This is a genomic window from Desulfosporosinus burensis, from assembly GCF_054657535.1.
Map to the genome: position 1 here is coordinate 1 of NZ_BAAHYN010000012.1, position 16,970 is coordinate 16,970.

A 16,970-nucleotide genomic window follows, 5' to 3' on the forward strand; every position below is an offset into this window, starting at 1 on the left:
GAAAAAAGCGAAGGTTGGCACACTTATTGCAATGTTATTAGCCAAAGGATTGACGAAGGATTGGTATAATGAGCATGGAATTTGACTTACACACTCATTCCAGCCAAGGTTCTGTTTGTAGTCGTATGAATGTCTGGGACTTGGTTCAGGCGGCGTGCGAGAAAGGTTTAGATGGTGTTTGCATCACGGATCATGATTACTGCTGGGATCCACGTGAGTTGGCTAAATTGTACAGCGAGAGCGGGGTCCAAGTTTACAGCGGAATTGAATTAAGTACCTATGTAGGCGAGATCTTGATCTATGGTGTTCACCAATCCTTACTTCATCTCAGGGATAACCTGCCTAAATTAGCCATACTGGTGGAAGAATTAGGAGGCGTGATGGTTGTAGCTCACCCATTTCGAATCGAGTTTGGATTGTCGGCTCTCTCTAGGGAAGAACGTGGTTTGGAGCCAATCCATGTGGAGGAATTGTGTAGGAAATCGGTGTTTAGCTTTGTTAATGCAGTGGAAGTTTACAACGGGCGCAGCAGTTGGAAGGAAATTCAGGCAGCCCAAAAGGCTGCAGTGATTTTGGGCAAAAAGGGAACTGGGGGTAGTGATGCCCATAGTACACTTAGCGTTGGTTCCTGTGTTACAGTTTTTGATGCTCCGATTATGAACTACGCCCAGCTGTTAGCTCAATTGCGTAATGGAAGCTTCCATGCCAAGAAGAAGGAGGAATCTCGAAATGTGTTGGGTATGTAAAAAATATGGTAACGGAGAGAAATGGTATCTCAACCCTGAAAACTATGCACGGCGTCTTTATAAGGTGAGAAAAGAAGGACGTGAAGCTTCTGGTGCAGATGCTGATCCGCAGGCAGCAGGAATGGGAGCAGGTGTAGTGGCGGAGTTAGTTAAGGCGCGGATCAGTGGGGACCTGAAATGGGAAGAGGAAATTAAACGTGATGCCTTGGAACATGCTTATCAAACTCATTTTGGACAGGTCGTCACGCTTGATGAGTATCTGCAAATTTTGGACATTGCCTATCCATTAGTCAAAATGACGTGTGGATGCCGTAGGGTTCAACGGGGTATGCCCGATGAGGAAAACTTTACCTGCATGGGCATCGGACCAGGCATGTATAAATGGGAACGCTGGCCGGAGACTTATCGGGGAGGGGTCGAGTTTCTTACTCCAGAGGAAGCCAAGCAATGGGCTATGATGAACCATAAAGAGGGGCGAGTTCAGACTGTGGACGTGTTCGGCACGCCATATATCGGAGGACTTTGCCAGTGTGAATATCCAGGGTGTGTAGCGGTTCGAAATCGGCTCGATTATGACTTCAAGTTTTTGCTAAAAGGGCATACGGTAGCTAAGGTGGATCGTGAAAAATGTACCGGTTGCAAAAGTTGCTTAGGAAGATGCCAGTTTAAGTCCCTCAACCTAGAGGTGTACACCAATAAAGCCTATGTTGATATGGATCAATGTTTTGGATGTGGCTTGTGTATTACTGCTTGTCCAAGCGGAGCTATAGAGCTATTAGACAGAGAGAGTTTACCTGGATTGGCCGAGAACTGGTAATAAGGGGGGAACGTGATGATTGCTCAGATTAAAATAAACCATGATTTATGTAAAGATCCTTTAAAATGCCGCCAGTGTTTAAGTGTGTGTCCATCCGTAGTTTTCGTATGTGGTCCTACGAAGATATGGAAAGGGCGGGAGACAGATCCCCAAGAATATCGAATTTTCGGACGCTATTTGGATAAGTGTTCCGGGTGTAGCGACTGTGTTAAGGTTTGTCCGACTGGAGCCATTGATTTGAGATTCCTACCAAAAGAACAATTAGCACAAATGTATCAAGAGGAGCGGATAGCTCAATTGAAAGAGCGAAATTCCTAATTTGAAATCTTGCTCAATTATGTAATAAAGGGGAGTTAAGTATGGCTTTGGATTTTAAGGTTTTACAAAAAGTCAAAGGCAACCCCAGTACCGAGGTAGCTGCTGATCGACGGCTGAAGATAAACCCAGGTCAAGATTATGCCTACGATATGCCCAAGGAGCTTATAGCTACGATCAATCATCAATTTCCTCTAGAAAGTCTATTTAATCAGGAGGGAGATACTAACGAGGATTATTTAATAAAACAGGGAAAAACCTTTATGAGCCTATTAATAAGAGAAGCCGACTCTGATGCTTTTCGGGATAGAACGGCTGAGATGATTGAATGCGTAGCCCAGCAAACTGGGATTCGCTTTCCCCACGTGTTCGAGCGGTATGTTGAACTTGGCATACTGAACCTTCGCCCAAGGGATGCTTGGACTGTCACTGAGGCGACGACTAAGACACTAAAAGTTCGTAATTTCAATTGTAGTATAGGCAAGATGTTCGCGGAAAAAGGACTAGATAACTGTCATATTTTCTGTCAAGCGGCCAATCAAGTTGCTGCAGAAAAAGCCGGTCTGAATTTAAGGATGTCTAACAGTAAGGATTTAGAGGTCAGCGGATTATGCGAGCTAGTATTTCGGATGCCACAAGGGGGTTAACCGGTATGCATATCGGACATAATCAGGACGATTTTGATCATGAGAGCTTAGCAATGAGGCATTTAGGGGAAGGTATTCTTAAAGAACAAGCAGGATATTTACATGAAGCTTTAAACGAGTATATGTTAGCCAATGTCCTTGATCCAGGATTAGAAATAGCTCAGACTAAGCTAGCTGAACTCAACCTGAAGTTAGGTTTCTAGTAGGTAAGAAGCAAGTTGATGGATCACAAAACCCTTCCAGAACTTATGATAATCCTTTGGTTTAAAAATATTGGAGAAATTAGGGTTTTAATTACCCTAATTTTCTTTTATGAGGAAAAATACACAATAAAGATTACCCATACAACGTTTCGGATAAAAAATATTCTTGATTCAGATGAGTTATTTTACCCCTTCTGAATCTATCGGAAAAATTGAGGGGATTGGCTTTGGTAGTAAAACTTGAAAAGGGTACGTCATACTTTGGGATGTTTCTTAAGGTCAGTCTGCGCCTCCGGGGTGCTTTACTCATACTTTATTTGGGATATGTTCTAACAATGTTTCACAGAGTAGCAATTGCCATTATGGCAGATCGTTTAATTCACGATCTTCATTTAAACCTTGCGGAAATGAGCGTTATGACGGCTGTATACTTTTACCCATATGCTCTAATGCAGCTCCCTGTCGGAATTTTAGTCGACCGTATTGGACCCAAACGATTAGTTTCTGCAATGATGCTACTGACCGCAGTGGCTTCAATTGCTTTTGCTCTCGCAACAACATTTCAATTAACCATTATTGCAAGGCTCCTCATAGGATTATCAGTCTCCTGTGTTTTTGTGCCTGCGGAAAAATTCATAGCGAACTATTTCCCTAAAGAAATGTTTTCGACATTAACAAGTTTACTGGTCTTTTCTGGAATCATAGGGACCGTTTGTGCCTCTGTCCCATTAGCTTATTTGGTAGAACTTCTGGACTGGCGTACCGTATATTTTTTAATGGGTGTCATGGCCTTGTTTCTGAGCATCGCTGCATGGTTTTTGCTCGATGATGAACAGATGTTGGAAAAATCCGAACAGAAATCCGATGAAATTGGTTTTAAGAGGGGCTTGAAATGGGTACTTTCAGAATGGGGTATGTGGCCAATCGCTATTCGAAACTTCCTTGGTTACGGTGTGACCATGGCTTTCCAAAGTCTGTTGGCAGGGCCATACTTGATAGTAATTCTTGGAATGAATAGGGTATCGGCGGGCTATATGATTATGTTGTTATCAGTGGGTCAATTATTAAGCCTACCCTTTAGTGGAATGCTTTCGGACAAGGTTTTTCATTCGCGAAAGGTGCCTTTGCTGATTGCCAGCTTTGGTTCAATAATATTCTGGTTACCATTTGCTTTCTTCTCGAGTGTTTTGTTGCCCTGGCATATTGCCGTTTTATTTATATTCAGTGGGTTATTAGCGGGTTTTAGCTCTGGTCCGGTTTTCACATTACTTAAAGAGTTATATCCTACGCCCTTGACAGGAACGGCGATAGGAATTGGGAACTTTTTTACTATGGCAGGGGCTGCAATAATTCCACTCTTTTGCAGTGTAATAATCGCTCAGAGTGCCCAAAGCACGGGAGTCATGTCAGTCGAATCATTTACTAATGGTTATCGTTATTTGTTGTTAATATCTGGAGCAGCAGGATTCGCTACGATCTTTTCCAAAGATACCTCACTTGAGAAGAATATGTGCAAGAGTGAGGTCAGACGATGAATGTCCAAGATAGAAACTTGAAAGGAGATTTGCATCATGAAATTGTCAAGAAAGATTTCGTTAGGCTACTTAATTATACTCTTGCTGATGGCATCTCTCGTTAGTACAGTCTTTTATATGGTTAGAGGGCTTACAGATGTGGTCGATGATTTTGGCAGTTATCAGTTGCCAATTCAGGCAGCTGCGCAAGATTTAGGGTTGCAGTACACCCGCCAAAATGCTGCAATTCAAGGCTATTTAGCGAATGGATCCGATCTATATATTGCGCAGTATAAAGAAGCGACTAGCAAAAGTACAGAAGAGCTTAACTACATTGAGGAGAGAGTGAAGGAGAATTCTAGGCCTCAATTTGAGGCTGTCAAAACGGCTGCTCAAAAATTCTCGTATCACCCGGATTACATTATTAGCATGTACAAAAACCAAGGCTTATCCTCAGCTACTATGTATATGACACAGGTAGCAGGCCCAGATAATGTTTTACTCATGGCTGCCTTAGACCAATTTATTGCTTCTGAAAACGATCAAATGAATAAGGGCGCGGGTTTGGCCTCAGTTCTTGCCAAAAGAGTCAACACAATCAGCCTAGCCATATTCGGGATTTCCCTAGTTATTGGGATAATTCTGGTCTATACCATCATGCGTTCTGCAAATAAATCCATCGCCAACGGAATGCTGGTAGCAAAAGCTCTGTCTGAAGGCAATTTGGTCGTCGAAGCCAAGGCTGGTAAAGATGAATTAGGTCTCTTAGTAGGGGAATTAGGCAAGGCGGCGCGAAGCCTGAGGGAAATGATAGCCTTGGCGGTAGGGCTTAACCAGAATCTCCAGCAGGCAACAACTTCGTCACGAGAGGCTATATGGAGGGTTACGGCAAGTTCAGAGGAGATTGCTGCTTCGACAGAACAAGTTTCTAGCGGATTGATGGAGATATCTGCTACAGCTCAACAAATTTCAGCTTCGAGTCAAGAACTTCGCCATTCTATTGCCCAGATGGAGGGAAATGCACGTCAAGGGAGCCAAGAGGCTCAAGAAATTGAGCTGCGTGCTCAACAGTTGAAGACAGAAGCTAATGCTGCTGTGCTAAAAGCAACCGGAATCTACATAGAAAAAGAACAGAGGCTTAAACAGGCAATCGAAGAGTCCTTGGTCGTTCAAGAGATTAGTGAACTCACCCAGAGTATTTCGACGATAGCGGAACAGACCAATTTATTGGCGTTAAATGCTGCTATTGAGGCTGCACGTGCAGGGGATAATGGAAGAGGGTTTGCTGTTGTAGCTGAGGAAGTCCGTAAATTGGCCGAACAGTCCTCCCTAACGGCTCAAGACATTAAAGCTCTAGTGGCACAGGTGATTATGGCGCAAGAGAATTTGGCTTCTGGGGCATACGAAGTCCTTAATTTTATCAACTCTGTTGTAAGACCCGACTATGATAAGTTGGTGGAAACCGGTACTCAATATGAAAATGACGCTAAGACCTTTTTTATCTTGACCGAGACTTTTTCTACTATGGCTGCGCAATTGACCCAAATAGTCAATTCTGTGGCGTTGGCTGTCAATACTGTTAACCAAACCATTAGTCAAGGGGCAGCTGGTTCACAACAAGTTGCTGCTGCAGCGACAAATGTCTCGACGGAATTGGAACAAGTTAATCAACTCATGGCCAATCTTAATCAGCATGCCGAAGGTTTGGCTGATGGCGTTGCTAAGTTTAAAGTATAAATGCCTTTTTGTGTAAATAATGCCTTTTTAAATAAATAATGTCCTAGGGGCTTTTGTCAGAGTAAGCAATGACAAAAGTTCTTTTTTTATTGAAATTGATATACAAAGTAAACATTGTAAAGCCAGGGTGTATCCAAACTAAACATTATTTAATGAAGTAGTAACTCTAGGGGCCTAATTTCAAATGGCATAGTTCTTGCAATTATAGTTTAAATGTTAAAAATATTGCATCATTTTTTAATCTACTGGGATCCGGAATCTGAAAGGGGGAAAATCACAAAAGCATAGAGAGTCTACTATAAGGTTATGTGGGTAAAAAACAGTTCCTTTATAAAATGGAAGGAGTGCAAACACGAAATGAGACGAAAAAGTGTATGGCTAGTCCTGTGTCTAATTGTTCTATTGGTTGTTTCTGGGTGTAATTCTAAATCTTCCACGAGTGAGTCAAACCCTGCCCCGAGCAGTGAGGTCAAAACCATGAACATAGGGTATACAGGACCATTAAGTGGCGGTGCGGCCTTATTTGGCAAGGAAGTAACCGAAGGCTTAGATATGGCTGTTGATGAAATTAATGCTAAAGGGCTTATGGTCGGTGGTCAAAAGTACAAGATCAATTTAGTGAAACTTGATGACCAATACATGCCGGATAAGGCTGCAACCAATGCTCGCAGGCTAAAGTCGGAGTACAATACACCTGTCATCTTTGTTCCCCACAGTGGTGGTGCTTTTGCCCTCCAACAATTTAATGAGACTGATGGATTTTTGCTTATGGCTTATACAAGTGAGCCTAAGGTTGCCAAAGCGGGTAATAAATTAACCATGCAGATGACCTCTCCTTATGATCTTTATCCTGAGATCTATTCCAAAATGATGATGGAAAAATACGGGAAGAAAATTGCCCTTATCCCTACTAACAGTCAATACGGCAAGGATTGGACTGCCGTGTTAAAGCCAGCTTGGGAAAAGCTCGGTGGAACTATCGTAGCCGACATCCCTGTGGATTATAACAAAGAAGCCGATTTCAGTACCTATGTAAGCAAAGCCCTAGCTGCAAAGCCGGATGTTTTGTTTGTAGGGGGCCCTTCTCAACCAACTGCAATGGTAATAAAACAAGCCAGACAACTTGGGTTCAAGGGTGGGCTTGTGGTTATGGACCAAGCTAAGTTAGAACAAATGGCGGCTGTTGTTCCTTTGACAGATTTGGAAGGGTCTATAGGTGTTACTCCGGTGTTCCTATACCCTAGCGAAGGGGCACTTCCTTTTGTGGAGCGGTTCAAATCTAAATACAACGGGAAAGTACCGGCTTGGGAAGCGAGCAAAAACTATGATCACATGATGCTGTTAGCCAAAGGGATCGAAAAAGCCGGAGATGTTACCGACGCTGCAAAGATCTTTGAGGGCATGAAGGCGGTAACGCCCATTAGTGACGCATCCATCACAACTCCTATCCCTGGAATCGGAGCTGGAGGAGCATCAATGACGCCTGGCGTAGGTATTATGATAGAAAATGGAGCGTATGGTAAACCTTTTTCGATTAAAAACCCGGCAGATCCGAATAGTAAGTAATTCGTAATTTACAGTTCGAAAATCTTAATTTCGTTGAATATATTCAATAGTATGAGGTGAGATCAAAGGGCCGTGATGGCGCTTTAATGAAAGCCCATAGCGGTCCTTATGGTCCTGGAAAATTTAAGGGTCAAAACAATCCGGGGTCGACGCTTGTTGCACTCCGGTGAGGATTAGAAGGGGTGGCTCTATGGATTTATTGATTCAGCAAACTGTCAACGGATTCACATTAGGAAGCATTTATTGCTTGGTCGCGTTAGGACTCACCCTTATTTATGGCATCATGGAGGTGCCGAACTTTGCCCATGGCCATTTATACATGGTGGGAGGGTATGTTACCTTTTTCATGATGACGCTGTATGGAATCAACTACTGGGTGTCAGCCATCATTTCCGGTATCGTCTTAGCCGTCCTTGGTATTTTATTAGAGCGAATAGTGTTCAATCCTATGCGTAACAGTCCAAGCTCCAATAAATTCATTGCCGCAGTGGGCGCTATGTTGTTTCTTGAAGCCTCAGCCCGAGTGCTCTGGGGTTCTGATTTTCGTAGTATCCCGGCCATCTATGACAAAGTGGTTGTGATTGGTGGAGTTAGACTGACCGAACAACGACTGATCATCATCGCGGGAGCGGTCATCTTAATGATAGCCCTTTATGTGTTTATAAAACATACAATGGTCGGATCGACGATTGAGGCTATGGCCCAAAATAGGGAGGGTGCCAGTCTCGTCGGAATTGACGTCAACCGAGTGGCGATGCTGACGTTTGCTGTAGCCTCAATCTTGGCTTCAGCAGCTGCCTCCTTAGCCGGACCGATTTTCCTAGTCTATCCTGGCATGGGTTCGCTGATCATTATGAAGGCCTTCGTGATCATTGTGATCGGGGGAATGGGCAGCATTCCGGGAGCCGTGCTCGGCAGTTTCATACTGGGATTAACGGAAAGCCTCGGCGCTACCTATCTATCGAGTAATTATAAAGATGTCGTGGCCTTTGCGATTCTGGTCTTAATCCTTTCCATCAAACCCTCAGGCCTTTTTGCAAAGGGGGCCAGATAAGTGCTTGACGTTATGAAAAAATCAAAAACTAAGCTCATTGCCTATGGCGTGCTCTTAGCCGTCGCCATCGCGTTTCCCTTTATAAGTCCCAATCGATATTATCTAACTGTCGTGACCCTAGGCTTTATCTATGCGATTGCAGTCTATGGTTTAAACTTAATCGTCGGTTATTTAGGGCAGCTTTCTCTGGCCCAAGCCGGATTTTTTGGACTCGGGGCCTATGTGTCGGGTCTACTCGGTCTAAAGCTCCACTTATCGTTTTGGTTATGCCTGCCAATAGCCGCCGTGGTAACTACCCTAATCGCCTTGCTGGTCGGATTAATCTCCTTTCGCACCCGAGGGCACTATTTTGTCATTCTCACCCTGTGCATCGGCGTGATCATCAACTTAGTCATTGAGAAATGGGATGATTTAACCGGAGGAGTCAGGGGCCTAATTGGAATACCTAGGCCTACCAGCATTGGGCCCATTGACTTCATATCGCTGGAATCTCAGTATTACCTAGTTCTTGTCTTCTTGATTCTAACCATTTTTGTCATGAGTCGGATCGCCTCATCCCTCGTAGGCCGAACCTTCAAATCGATCCGTAACAGTGAAGAATTAGCGGCCACTCTGGGGATCAATGTTATGCTTAACAAGCTCCTAGCCTTTGGCATCGCTGCCTTTTTCACGGGTATAGCGGGGGCGTTGTTTGCAGGATATATCCGGTTTTTAGGTCCGGATATTAGTAACCCCCATCTAACTTTTGAATTTTTGTTATTTTTATTAATAGGAGGTCAAGCGACCATCGCCGGTCCCCTAGTGGGAACCCTTTTAGCCACAGGACTCACGGAAAGCCTCCAGTTTATGCAGGAATATCGGATGGTTGTCTTTGGAGCTCTGTTGATCTTAATCGTTAAGTTTTTCCCAGGAGGGCTTGTGGGAGCAACCATGAATTTAAAAGCAAACCTCGAAAAGCGGATCAACAAAGCAAACAAGTCGGGAAGCAACGCACCCTCGAAAGGAGAAAGCCATGCTGCTAAAAACCGAGGCTTTAACTAAGAACTTCGGTGGTTTAACCGCCTTAAACAAGGTGAACTTTGAGATCAAAGAGGGCGAAATCGTAGCCATTATCGGCCCAAATGGCGCCGGAAAGTCCACCTTTTTCAATCTAATCAGCGGCTATTATCCGTCTTGTTCCGGAACGATAAGTTTTATGGGCAAGGATATGACCCGAACTCCAACCCATGAGTTTGCGTGCAGGGGCATAGGGAGGACCTTTCAGACCACGAACTTATTTACGGATAGTACGGTGCTGGACAATTTAATCATTGGTTATCGCTCCAAAACTAAAATGGGAATGCTGGATGCTATTTTTAATACCTCGCGTGCTCGCCGGGATGAAGGGGCGAGTCGAGAAAAAGCGGCAGAGGTCTTAGAGTTTATTGGATTGACAGCGGTCAAGAGTCAACCCGTCGGCAACATTTCCCAAGAAGCGGCCAAACGGTTAGCCATCGGATTAGCCCTGGTGACAGAACCACGCTTACTGTTACTAGATGAACCGGCAGCAGGGGTTAATCATGGTGAAACCAACGAACTTGCTAAGTTAATTAAGAAAATCCAACAAACCGGTACAACGGTCTGTTTAATCGAACACAAAGTTCAGATGGTCATGAATTTAGCGCACAGAATTATGGTTTTGAATTACGGCAGTAAAATAGCGGAAGGGACCCCCAAAGAAATTAGCAACAACGAACGAGTTATTGAAGCATACTTAGGGGGGACTAAACATGCTTAAATTATCCGATGTCAATGTATCCTATGGGAGTTACTTAGCTCTCCAGGATGTTAACATAGAAGTCAACAAGGGAGAATTTGTAGTCTTGTTAGGAGCGAATGGAGCGGGTAAATCGACGCTTTTTCGTACGATCAGCGGATTGCAAAAACCGACGAGCGGGGTCATCGAGTTTAAGGGACAGAAAATGAATCAATTGCCTGCCTTTAAAGTGGTCGAGTTGGGGATTTCGCAATGCTTAGAAGGGCGTGCTCTGTTTTCACACATGCCAGTACGCCAAAACTTACTTTTGGGAGCGTATGTAAGGCGCCACGATAAAGAAGGAATTAAAAAGAGTCTGGCCATGGTCTACGAACTATTTCCCGTTCTAAAAGATAAAGAAAATGTATTGGCAGGTTCTCTGAGCGGAGGGCAGCAACAGATGGCAGCGATAGGAAGGGCACTCATGTCTGACCCAGAGTTGTTACTGTTAGACGAGCCCTCGATTGGTCTGGCTCCCATAGTGGTCCAGCAGGTATTTGATGCCGTGAAGATTGTTAACGAGGCTGGAAAGACAGTGCTTTTAGCGGAGCAGAATGCCCATTTGGCTTTAAAAGTATCTCACCGTGGTTATGTTCTAGAAAATGGTCGAGTTGTTATGCATGATCGCAGTGACTTACTGGCGGGCAATGAAGATGTGAAAAAGGCCTATATCGGGGTTAGTGATTAAAGGAAAGGAGGTAAGGTTTATGATCGGAAAGGAATTAATGGGTCTGGAGAGTGAGCCCGTCCTAATCCATTTACAGCCAGAGGCAGGGAGAAGGTTTGCCGAGGCCATTGGGATTCCGTTCGATGATCAGGTACCCCCGACATTTGTGGGTACATTGATGCAGGCGAGTATTCCCGGAATTGAATTACCTGCTCCGGGAATGATTCACGGAGAACAAAAAATTACATACCATCGTCAGCTTAAGATAGGGGAGACTCTGAAGTATAAGCGGTTTATTAAAGACGTTTATGAACGTGTCGGCAGGCTCGGTAAAATGATGTTTGTGGTCATCGAGACGACTGGTTGCGATATGACCGGTGAATTAGTTTTTTCAAGCCGTTCCACATTGATTGCACCGGTAAAGGGGGAAGACGTATGAAAAGTTTACTGAAGTATGAGGTCTCTGACCGACTTCCTGTTCGAGAATGGGTGCCCACCCAAGTGCAAGTGCGTCAGTATGCGGAGGCTTCAGGAGATTTTAATCCCATTCACCTTGATGATAATTACGCGCGCCAAGCCGGATTGGGGGGAGTGATTGCTCATGGCATGCTGACGATGGCTCAGATGGCAGCCATGCTCACTGAATGGATCGGCACTGAGGGGATAATTAGTAACCTTGAGGTTCGCTTCGAGCAGCTGGTTCGTCCAGGTGACACGATAAAGTTCTACGGTTTTGTTAAAGAACGATTGGGAAATTGTTTAATTTGTAATATTGAGGCTGTTAACGATCAAATGGAGAGAGTCTTATCGGGTTCGACTTCTATAACTATCAAACTATAAAGAGCCAGGCATAAAATTGTAATCGTCACTTTGAGATTATTAGGAGAGAGGGGTGATTGGAAACGTGAAAATGTTCGAGTACATGGGGAAGGAACTATTCGCCAAGTTTGGACTTCCAGTGCCGAAGGGAAGAATGGTAACCACCTCGGATGAAGCGACCCAAGCTGCAAAAGAAATTGGAGGCGCCGTAGTCATCAAATCCCAGGTTTTGTCGGGTAAGCGAGGAAAGGCTGGCGGTATCAAGTTCGTCGAAAATCCAGAAGATGTAAAAGCGGCGGCACAGGAACTATTGGGCATGACGATCCAAGACCTCTCTGTTGAGGTTCTCCTAGTCGAAGAAAAGCTTCGAATCGATAAGGAACTTTATTTGGCTATCACGATTGATTCAGTGACCAAACAGCCAGTACTTATTGCTTCGGCCCAGGGAGGCATGGATATTGAAGAAGTTGCTGAAGAACATATCATTAAGAAATATATCGATGTGGAATTGGGGATGCAAAACTTTATTGCAAGTGACGTAGTAAGAAGAATGGATATCTCCTTGAACAGTCCCCAAAGTAAAGAATTGGTTAAGATCATTAACTGCTTATACCTGCTTTTTATCCTAAAAGACGCCGAACTAGTGGAAATCAATCCACTAGTGATCAGCGGCGATCAGGTTATTGCTGCAGATTCTAAAGTGACAATCGATGACGAAGCACTTTATCGTCAATTAGACCTGCCTCGAGTGGAGGAACGTACTGAAGCCGAAAAGGCCGCGCACGACCTAGGTCTCTCCTTTGTAGAATTAGAAGGAGATATCGGGGTTATGGCCAACGGTGCTGGGATCACAATGGGTACTCTGGATGCGCTTACCTATTACGGTGGTAAACCGGCAAACTTCTTAGACGCTGGTGGCGGAACGGGTGTAGAAGGTACTGCTAAGGCCCTTGAACTTATCCTGTCAAGAAACCCCAAATCAATTATTATCAACATTTTTGGTGGGATCACGCGTTGTGACGATGTGGCTAGGGCGTTCGCATCCGTCAAAATGAACAGAAGTATCTCGGTTCCAGTCGTCTTCCGTTTGGTGGGTACCAACCAAGAAGCAGGAAGAGCAATTCTTAAAGATGTTGGGATTGAGGCTTTTGATTATATGCAGGATGCTATCAAAAAGGCAATTGAACTAGCAGGGGGTAATTGAATTGTCCATCGTAATTGATGAAACTACCCATGTTTTGGTCCAAGGTATCACTGGAAAACAGGGCCTTTTCCATACTCAGCAAATGTTGGCCTATGGCACCAAGATTATCGCTGGCACTTCTCCGGGCAAAGGTGGAACTACCATTGAAGGTATTCCAGTTTACGATAGTGTTCAAGCGGCATGTGAAAAACATAGTATTAATGCTTCTGTTATCTTTATCCCGGCTTCTTTTGCCAAAGATGCAACGTTGGAAGCACTTGAAGCGGGTATTAAGGTTATCATCGTGGTTACAGAACACATTCCAGTACATGATGAGATGATCATTGTTGCGTATGCAAAACGCCTAAAGGCTACCGTAATTGGACCGAATACATTTGGTATTGTGTCTTCTGGTAAATGTAAAATAGGTATTCCACCGAATCAATTCTTCATACCTGGCTCAGTGGGTGTAGTAGCCCGCTCTGGAACTCTAACTTATGAAATCGTCGGGAATCTCACGGCTCAGGGTATCGGACAGTCCACAGTTGTAGGTATGGGTGGAGATAGGGTTGTTGGACTTAGCTTTGTGGATGTTTTAAAGCAATTTGAGCAAGATCCTGAAACTCAGGTGGTAGTTTTAATAGGCGAAATTGGTGGGAACGCTGAAGAAGAGGCGGCCCAATATATTAAGAAGATGACCAAGCCAGTCGTTGCATATATTGCTGGCAAGAGCGCGCCTCCAGGAAAGCGGATGGGTCATGCGGGAGCCATTATCGAACGGGGTAAAGGAACTTATGCAGGTAAAGTAAACGCGTTGAGATTGGCAGGTGCCAGGGTGGCAGAGTTACCTTTTGAAGTGCCTGGAATTGTAAAAGAAATTCTTGCCAAGGAAAAGTCCTAACTATAAACTCTCGTTGTGTTATTTGTATACAGTCTGTTTTTAAAGGAGCGCTATTGTTTCAATTGTATACAAACATGAGGGTCATAATTGGGTTGTCAACCGTTTTAATTTGACTTTTAGGAAGAAAAAAGTTGCTCCAATCGGTTGAAAAGCGACTACTTGAAGCATAGTTTAGGTTAGTTTGGTTTTTTTCTTATTTTTTTAGCAATTGGCATGGTTCTTGTATATAAGAATAGGTATGCTTTTTAGAATATTCGAAAAATGGTTGAGATCGAAGAACTAAGACTTAAGTAAGACAGAAATAAAGAATTGAGGGAGGTAGGTAAATTGGCTTACGAAACAATCCTTGTGGAAATTGAAGAGGGTATTGCTACAATCACTCTAAACCGCCCAGAGGTGTTAAACGCTCTGAATAGTCAGGTCTTCATTGAGTTGGGGGAGGCTGCCGAAACGTTAAGTACCGATAATTCTGTACGGGTAGTGATTATCACGGGCGGCGACAAAGTATTTGCAGCTGGAGCAGACATCAAACAAATGGCTTCGGCCACAGCAGTGGATGTAGCGACAGGCATTAGACCATCATTAAAATCATTTAATTTTATTGAAGCTATGAACAAGCCTGTAATTGCTGCAATCGCAGGATATGCTTTAGGTGGTGGGTGTGAACTGACCTTGGTGGCTGATGTACGTATTGCAGCTGACAATGCGCAGTTTGGTTTACCAGAAATCAAGTTGGGTATTTTACCGGGCGGTGGGGGAACTCAACGTCTGCCTCGACTCATCGGTGCAGGTAAAGCAAAAGAGTTGATTTTTAGTGGTGATTTTATCTCAGCAGAGGAGGCTTTGCGGATTGGTCTTGTGAATAAAGTGGTACCTGCAGGTCAATTATTAATCGAAGCAAAGAAAATGGCTAAAAAATTTGCAGCCCGAGGCGCTGTGGCCATTCAGATGGCTAAAACGTGTGTCAATGAAGGGCTGCGGATGGATTTAGATAGGGGCTTACAATATGAGCACAAATGCTTTAGCCTATTGTTCGCTACTGAAGATCAAAAAGAAGGCATGAACGCATTTGTTGAAAAACGCAAACCAAACTTCCAAGGAAAATAATACATTTAATCAGCAAAGAGGGAGTGTATGTTATGGCCAGTAATTTCCTATATAGCACCCGCGACCATAAATTCATTATTAAAGAATGGCTGGATGGAGAGAAAATTCTTGGATTGAAACGCTTTCGAGATGTCTACAGTATGGAGGATGTCGATGGAATTCTTGACCAATCCTTAAGAGTCTGTAAAGACGTTGTTGCTCCCACTAATGATGACGGAGACACGATCAGAGCAGTCTTTAAGGATGGGAAAGTGACGGTTCCCCCTTCCTTTCATCACGCTTTCAAATATGTAGCAGAAAATGGTTGGGGTGCTAGCAATAAGGATGCAGACGGTGAGGGCTCCCTTCCATCGCTTCTGTATGGAGCAGTCCATGAATATATGATTGCTGCCAACCCTGCGTTCGTAGCGTATTTGGGTTTGCCCGGCGGCGTTGGGTCCATTATTAAGCAATTCGGTTCCCAGGAACAAATCGACTTCTTCACCCCTAAAATGTTCGAGGCTGTGTGGGGAGGAACGATGTGTATTACTGAACCTGGTGGCGGTTCTGATGTGGGGGATATGTTAAGTAAGGCCTACCCCACGGATGACCCTAAAATTTATAAAATAAAAGGAACAAAGTGCTTTATTACCTGTGGGGATCACGATCTTACAGAAAATATCATTCATCTGGTTTTGGCCAGAATTGATGGGGCAGTTCCCGGCACCAAAGGCTTGTCACTTTTCATAGTCCCTAAAATCTGGGTTAATGAAGATGGTAGTCTCGGCGAACGAAACGATGTTGCAACCGTAGGAATCGAGCATAAGATGGGGCTTCAAGGATCTGCCACAGCAGTACTTAACTTCGGTGAAGAGGGTTTGTGTCGCGGCTTTCTGTTAGGTGCCCCACTGGACGAAAATGGGGTTGGGCAAGGCATGGCCCAAATGTTTAAGATGATTAATGGTTCCCGGGTAGACACTGGACACTGCGCTCTGTCCGTGGCGACTGTAGCCTATAATAACGCAGTTGCCTATGCTAAAGAACGTGTTCAGGGTCGTCCCATTGAAAATCCTAGAGGAAGTCGGGTAACCCTTATCCAACACGAAGATATCCGGCGCATGTTGCTCACTCAAAAGGCCACGCTTGAAGCTATGCGAGCTATGATATTTAAAGGCTATTACTATTTGGATTTAATAGCTTTTGGAGATCTTCAAGAAGATGTTCGGCAAGCCAAACGTTATATTGAACTAATTACTCCCTTAATTAAAGCCTACAGCTCTGACCAAGCTTGGCTCATGATTACGGAAGCTATTCAAGTCCATGGAGGATACGGGTATACCGAGGAGTACCCGATTGCTCGTCAAGCGAGAGATGTTAAGATTTATTCCATCTGGGAAGGAACAAATTTCATCCAGTCGCTGGATTTAGTCTTCCGCAAGTGGGGATTGGATAAAGGTAGTATTTTTAAGGAGTGGCTACAGGATATTGCAGTATTTGTTAAGGAAGATTCAGCGAAAGCTAAATTCCCTCGCGAGATGGCAATGTTAAGTCAAGCTTTAAAGGCTTATCAGGAACTCATGGCAACCGTGTTTGGCTATATGAAAGAAAATATTCGCTTGGTGCCCCTGTATAGCACGAGAATTTTACGGGTTACAGCCGAACTCTATTGCGCCTTTTTGCTGATGCAACAAGCGTTAGTTGCTCAGGAAAAACTGGCTCAAGGAATTGGGGACACAGACTTTTATCAAGGTAAAATTAAGTCAGCTCAATTTTATTTACGAAATATTGTGCCTGACGTGATGGCTACGGTCAAGATTATTCAAGATTATGACACCTCTGCTATGGAGATTCCGGAAGGAGCTTTTTAGGGGTTCAAAGTTTAAAATCCAGACAATTCTCATTAGCTTAGAAGAGTATATT

18 protein-coding genes are annotated in these 16,970 nt (G+C 44.0%); all 18 read left to right on the forward strand.

Going from position 1 to position 16,970, the window contains the following annotated elements; all coding sequences use genetic code 11:
• The first annotated feature begins 68 nt into the window (after positions 1 to 68).
• Complete coding sequence (locus ACYQ3Q_RS19890; RefSeq protein ID WP_459930251.1) at positions 69 to 746, forward strand: DUF6282 family protein; 678 nt, start codon at positions 69 to 71, stop codon at positions 744 to 746.
• Complete coding sequence (locus tag ACYQ3Q_RS19895; RefSeq protein ID WP_459930252.1) at positions 730 to 1,563, forward strand: 4Fe-4S binding protein; 834 nt, start codon at positions 730 to 732, stop codon at positions 1,561 to 1,563. Before ACYQ3Q_RS19890 ends, ACYQ3Q_RS19895 begins: the two co-directional genes overlap by 17 nt.
• Before the next feature lie 15 nt (positions 1,564 to 1,578).
• Positions 1,579 to 1,881 carry a 4Fe-4S binding protein gene (locus ACYQ3Q_RS19900; RefSeq protein ID WP_459930253.1) on the forward strand — a complete coding sequence of 101 codons (303 nt, stop codon included), beginning with the start codon at positions 1,579 to 1,581 and terminating at the stop codon, positions 1,879 to 1,881.
• A gap of 41 nt (positions 1,882 to 1,922) precedes the next feature.
• A complete protein-coding gene (locus tag ACYQ3Q_RS19905) occupies positions 1,923 to 2,525 on the forward strand; it encodes a hypothetical protein (RefSeq protein WP_459930254.1) in 603 nt (200 codons plus the stop codon).
• A gap of 5 nt (positions 2,526 to 2,530) precedes the next feature.
• Positions 2,531 to 2,728, forward strand: coding sequence for a hypothetical protein (locus ACYQ3Q_RS19910; RefSeq protein ID WP_459930255.1), 198 nt, complete (start codon positions 2,531 to 2,533; stop codon positions 2,726 to 2,728).
• 227 nt (positions 2,729 to 2,955) lie between these two features.
• The gene (locus ACYQ3Q_RS19915; RefSeq protein WP_459930256.1) at positions 2,956 to 4,263 is read left to right on the forward strand and encodes an MFS transporter; all 1,308 of its coding nucleotides are present in this window, start codon (positions 2,956 to 2,958) and stop codon (positions 4,261 to 4,263) included.
• 36 nt (positions 4,264 to 4,299) lie between these two features.
• Positions 4,300 to 5,979: a methyl-accepting chemotaxis protein gene (locus tag ACYQ3Q_RS19920; RefSeq protein WP_459930257.1), complete on the forward strand. Its 1,680-nt coding sequence runs from the start codon at positions 4,300 to 4,302 to the stop codon at positions 5,977 to 5,979.
• A 357-nt stretch (positions 5,980 to 6,336) separates the two neighbouring features.
• On the forward strand, positions 6,337 to 7,545 hold the full coding sequence (locus tag ACYQ3Q_RS19925; protein WP_459930258.1) for an ABC transporter substrate-binding protein: 1,209 nt from the start codon (positions 6,337 to 6,339) through the stop codon (positions 7,543 to 7,545).
• Positions 7,546 to 7,735: 190 nt separating this feature from the next.
• Positions 7,736 to 8,599, forward strand: a complete 864-nt coding sequence (locus ACYQ3Q_RS19930; protein ID WP_459930259.1) for a branched-chain amino acid ABC transporter permease — start codon at positions 7,736 to 7,738, stop codon at positions 8,597 to 8,599.
• Positions 8,600 to 9,640, forward strand: coding sequence for a branched-chain amino acid ABC transporter permease (locus ACYQ3Q_RS19935; protein ID WP_459930260.1), 1,041 nt, complete (start codon positions 8,600 to 8,602; stop codon positions 9,638 to 9,640).
• Positions 9,612 to 10,376 carry an ABC transporter ATP-binding protein gene (locus tag ACYQ3Q_RS19940; RefSeq protein ID WP_459930261.1) on the forward strand — a complete coding sequence of 255 codons (765 nt, stop codon included), beginning with the start codon at positions 9,612 to 9,614 and terminating at the stop codon, positions 10,374 to 10,376. Before ACYQ3Q_RS19935 ends, ACYQ3Q_RS19940 begins: the two co-directional genes overlap by 29 nt.
• Positions 10,369 to 11,082 carry an ABC transporter ATP-binding protein gene (locus tag ACYQ3Q_RS19945; RefSeq protein WP_459930262.1) on the forward strand — a complete coding sequence of 238 codons (714 nt, stop codon included), beginning with the start codon at positions 10,369 to 10,371 and terminating at the stop codon, positions 11,080 to 11,082. Before ACYQ3Q_RS19940 ends, ACYQ3Q_RS19945 begins: the two co-directional genes overlap by 8 nt.
• A 19-nt stretch (positions 11,083 to 11,101) precedes the next feature.
• Positions 11,102 to 11,500: an FAS1-like dehydratase domain-containing protein gene (locus tag ACYQ3Q_RS19950; protein ID WP_459930263.1), complete on the forward strand. Its 399-nt coding sequence runs from the start codon at positions 11,102 to 11,104 to the stop codon at positions 11,498 to 11,500.
• Entirely contained in the window at positions 11,497 to 11,901 is a 405-nt protein-coding gene (locus ACYQ3Q_RS19955; protein WP_459930264.1) for a MaoC family dehydratase, read from the forward strand. The genes ACYQ3Q_RS19950 and ACYQ3Q_RS19955 overlap by 4 nt, the downstream gene beginning before the upstream one ends.
• 64 nt (positions 11,902 to 11,965) lie before the next feature.
• The gene (gene sucC / locus ACYQ3Q_RS19960) at positions 11,966 to 13,084 is read left to right on the forward strand and encodes an ADP-forming succinate--CoA ligase subunit beta (protein WP_459930428.1); all 1,119 of its coding nucleotides are present in this window, start codon (positions 11,966 to 11,968) and stop codon (positions 13,082 to 13,084) included.
• Position 13,085: 1 nt separating this feature from the next.
• The gene (gene sucD, locus ACYQ3Q_RS19965) at positions 13,086 to 13,964 is read left to right on the forward strand and encodes a succinate--CoA ligase subunit alpha (RefSeq protein WP_459930265.1); all 879 of its coding nucleotides are present in this window, start codon (positions 13,086 to 13,088) and stop codon (positions 13,962 to 13,964) included.
• Between the two features lie 327 nt (positions 13,965 to 14,291).
• Entirely contained in the window at positions 14,292 to 15,071 is a 780-nt protein-coding gene (locus ACYQ3Q_RS19970; protein ID WP_459930266.1) for an enoyl-CoA hydratase/isomerase family protein, read from the forward strand.
• Positions 15,072 to 15,103: 32 nt separating this feature from the next.
• Positions 15,104 to 16,918 carry an acyl-CoA dehydrogenase family protein gene (locus tag ACYQ3Q_RS19975; protein WP_459930267.1) on the forward strand — a complete coding sequence of 605 codons (1,815 nt, stop codon included), beginning with the start codon at positions 15,104 to 15,106 and terminating at the stop codon, positions 16,916 to 16,918.
• Positions 16,919 to 16,970 lie beyond the last annotated feature (52 nt).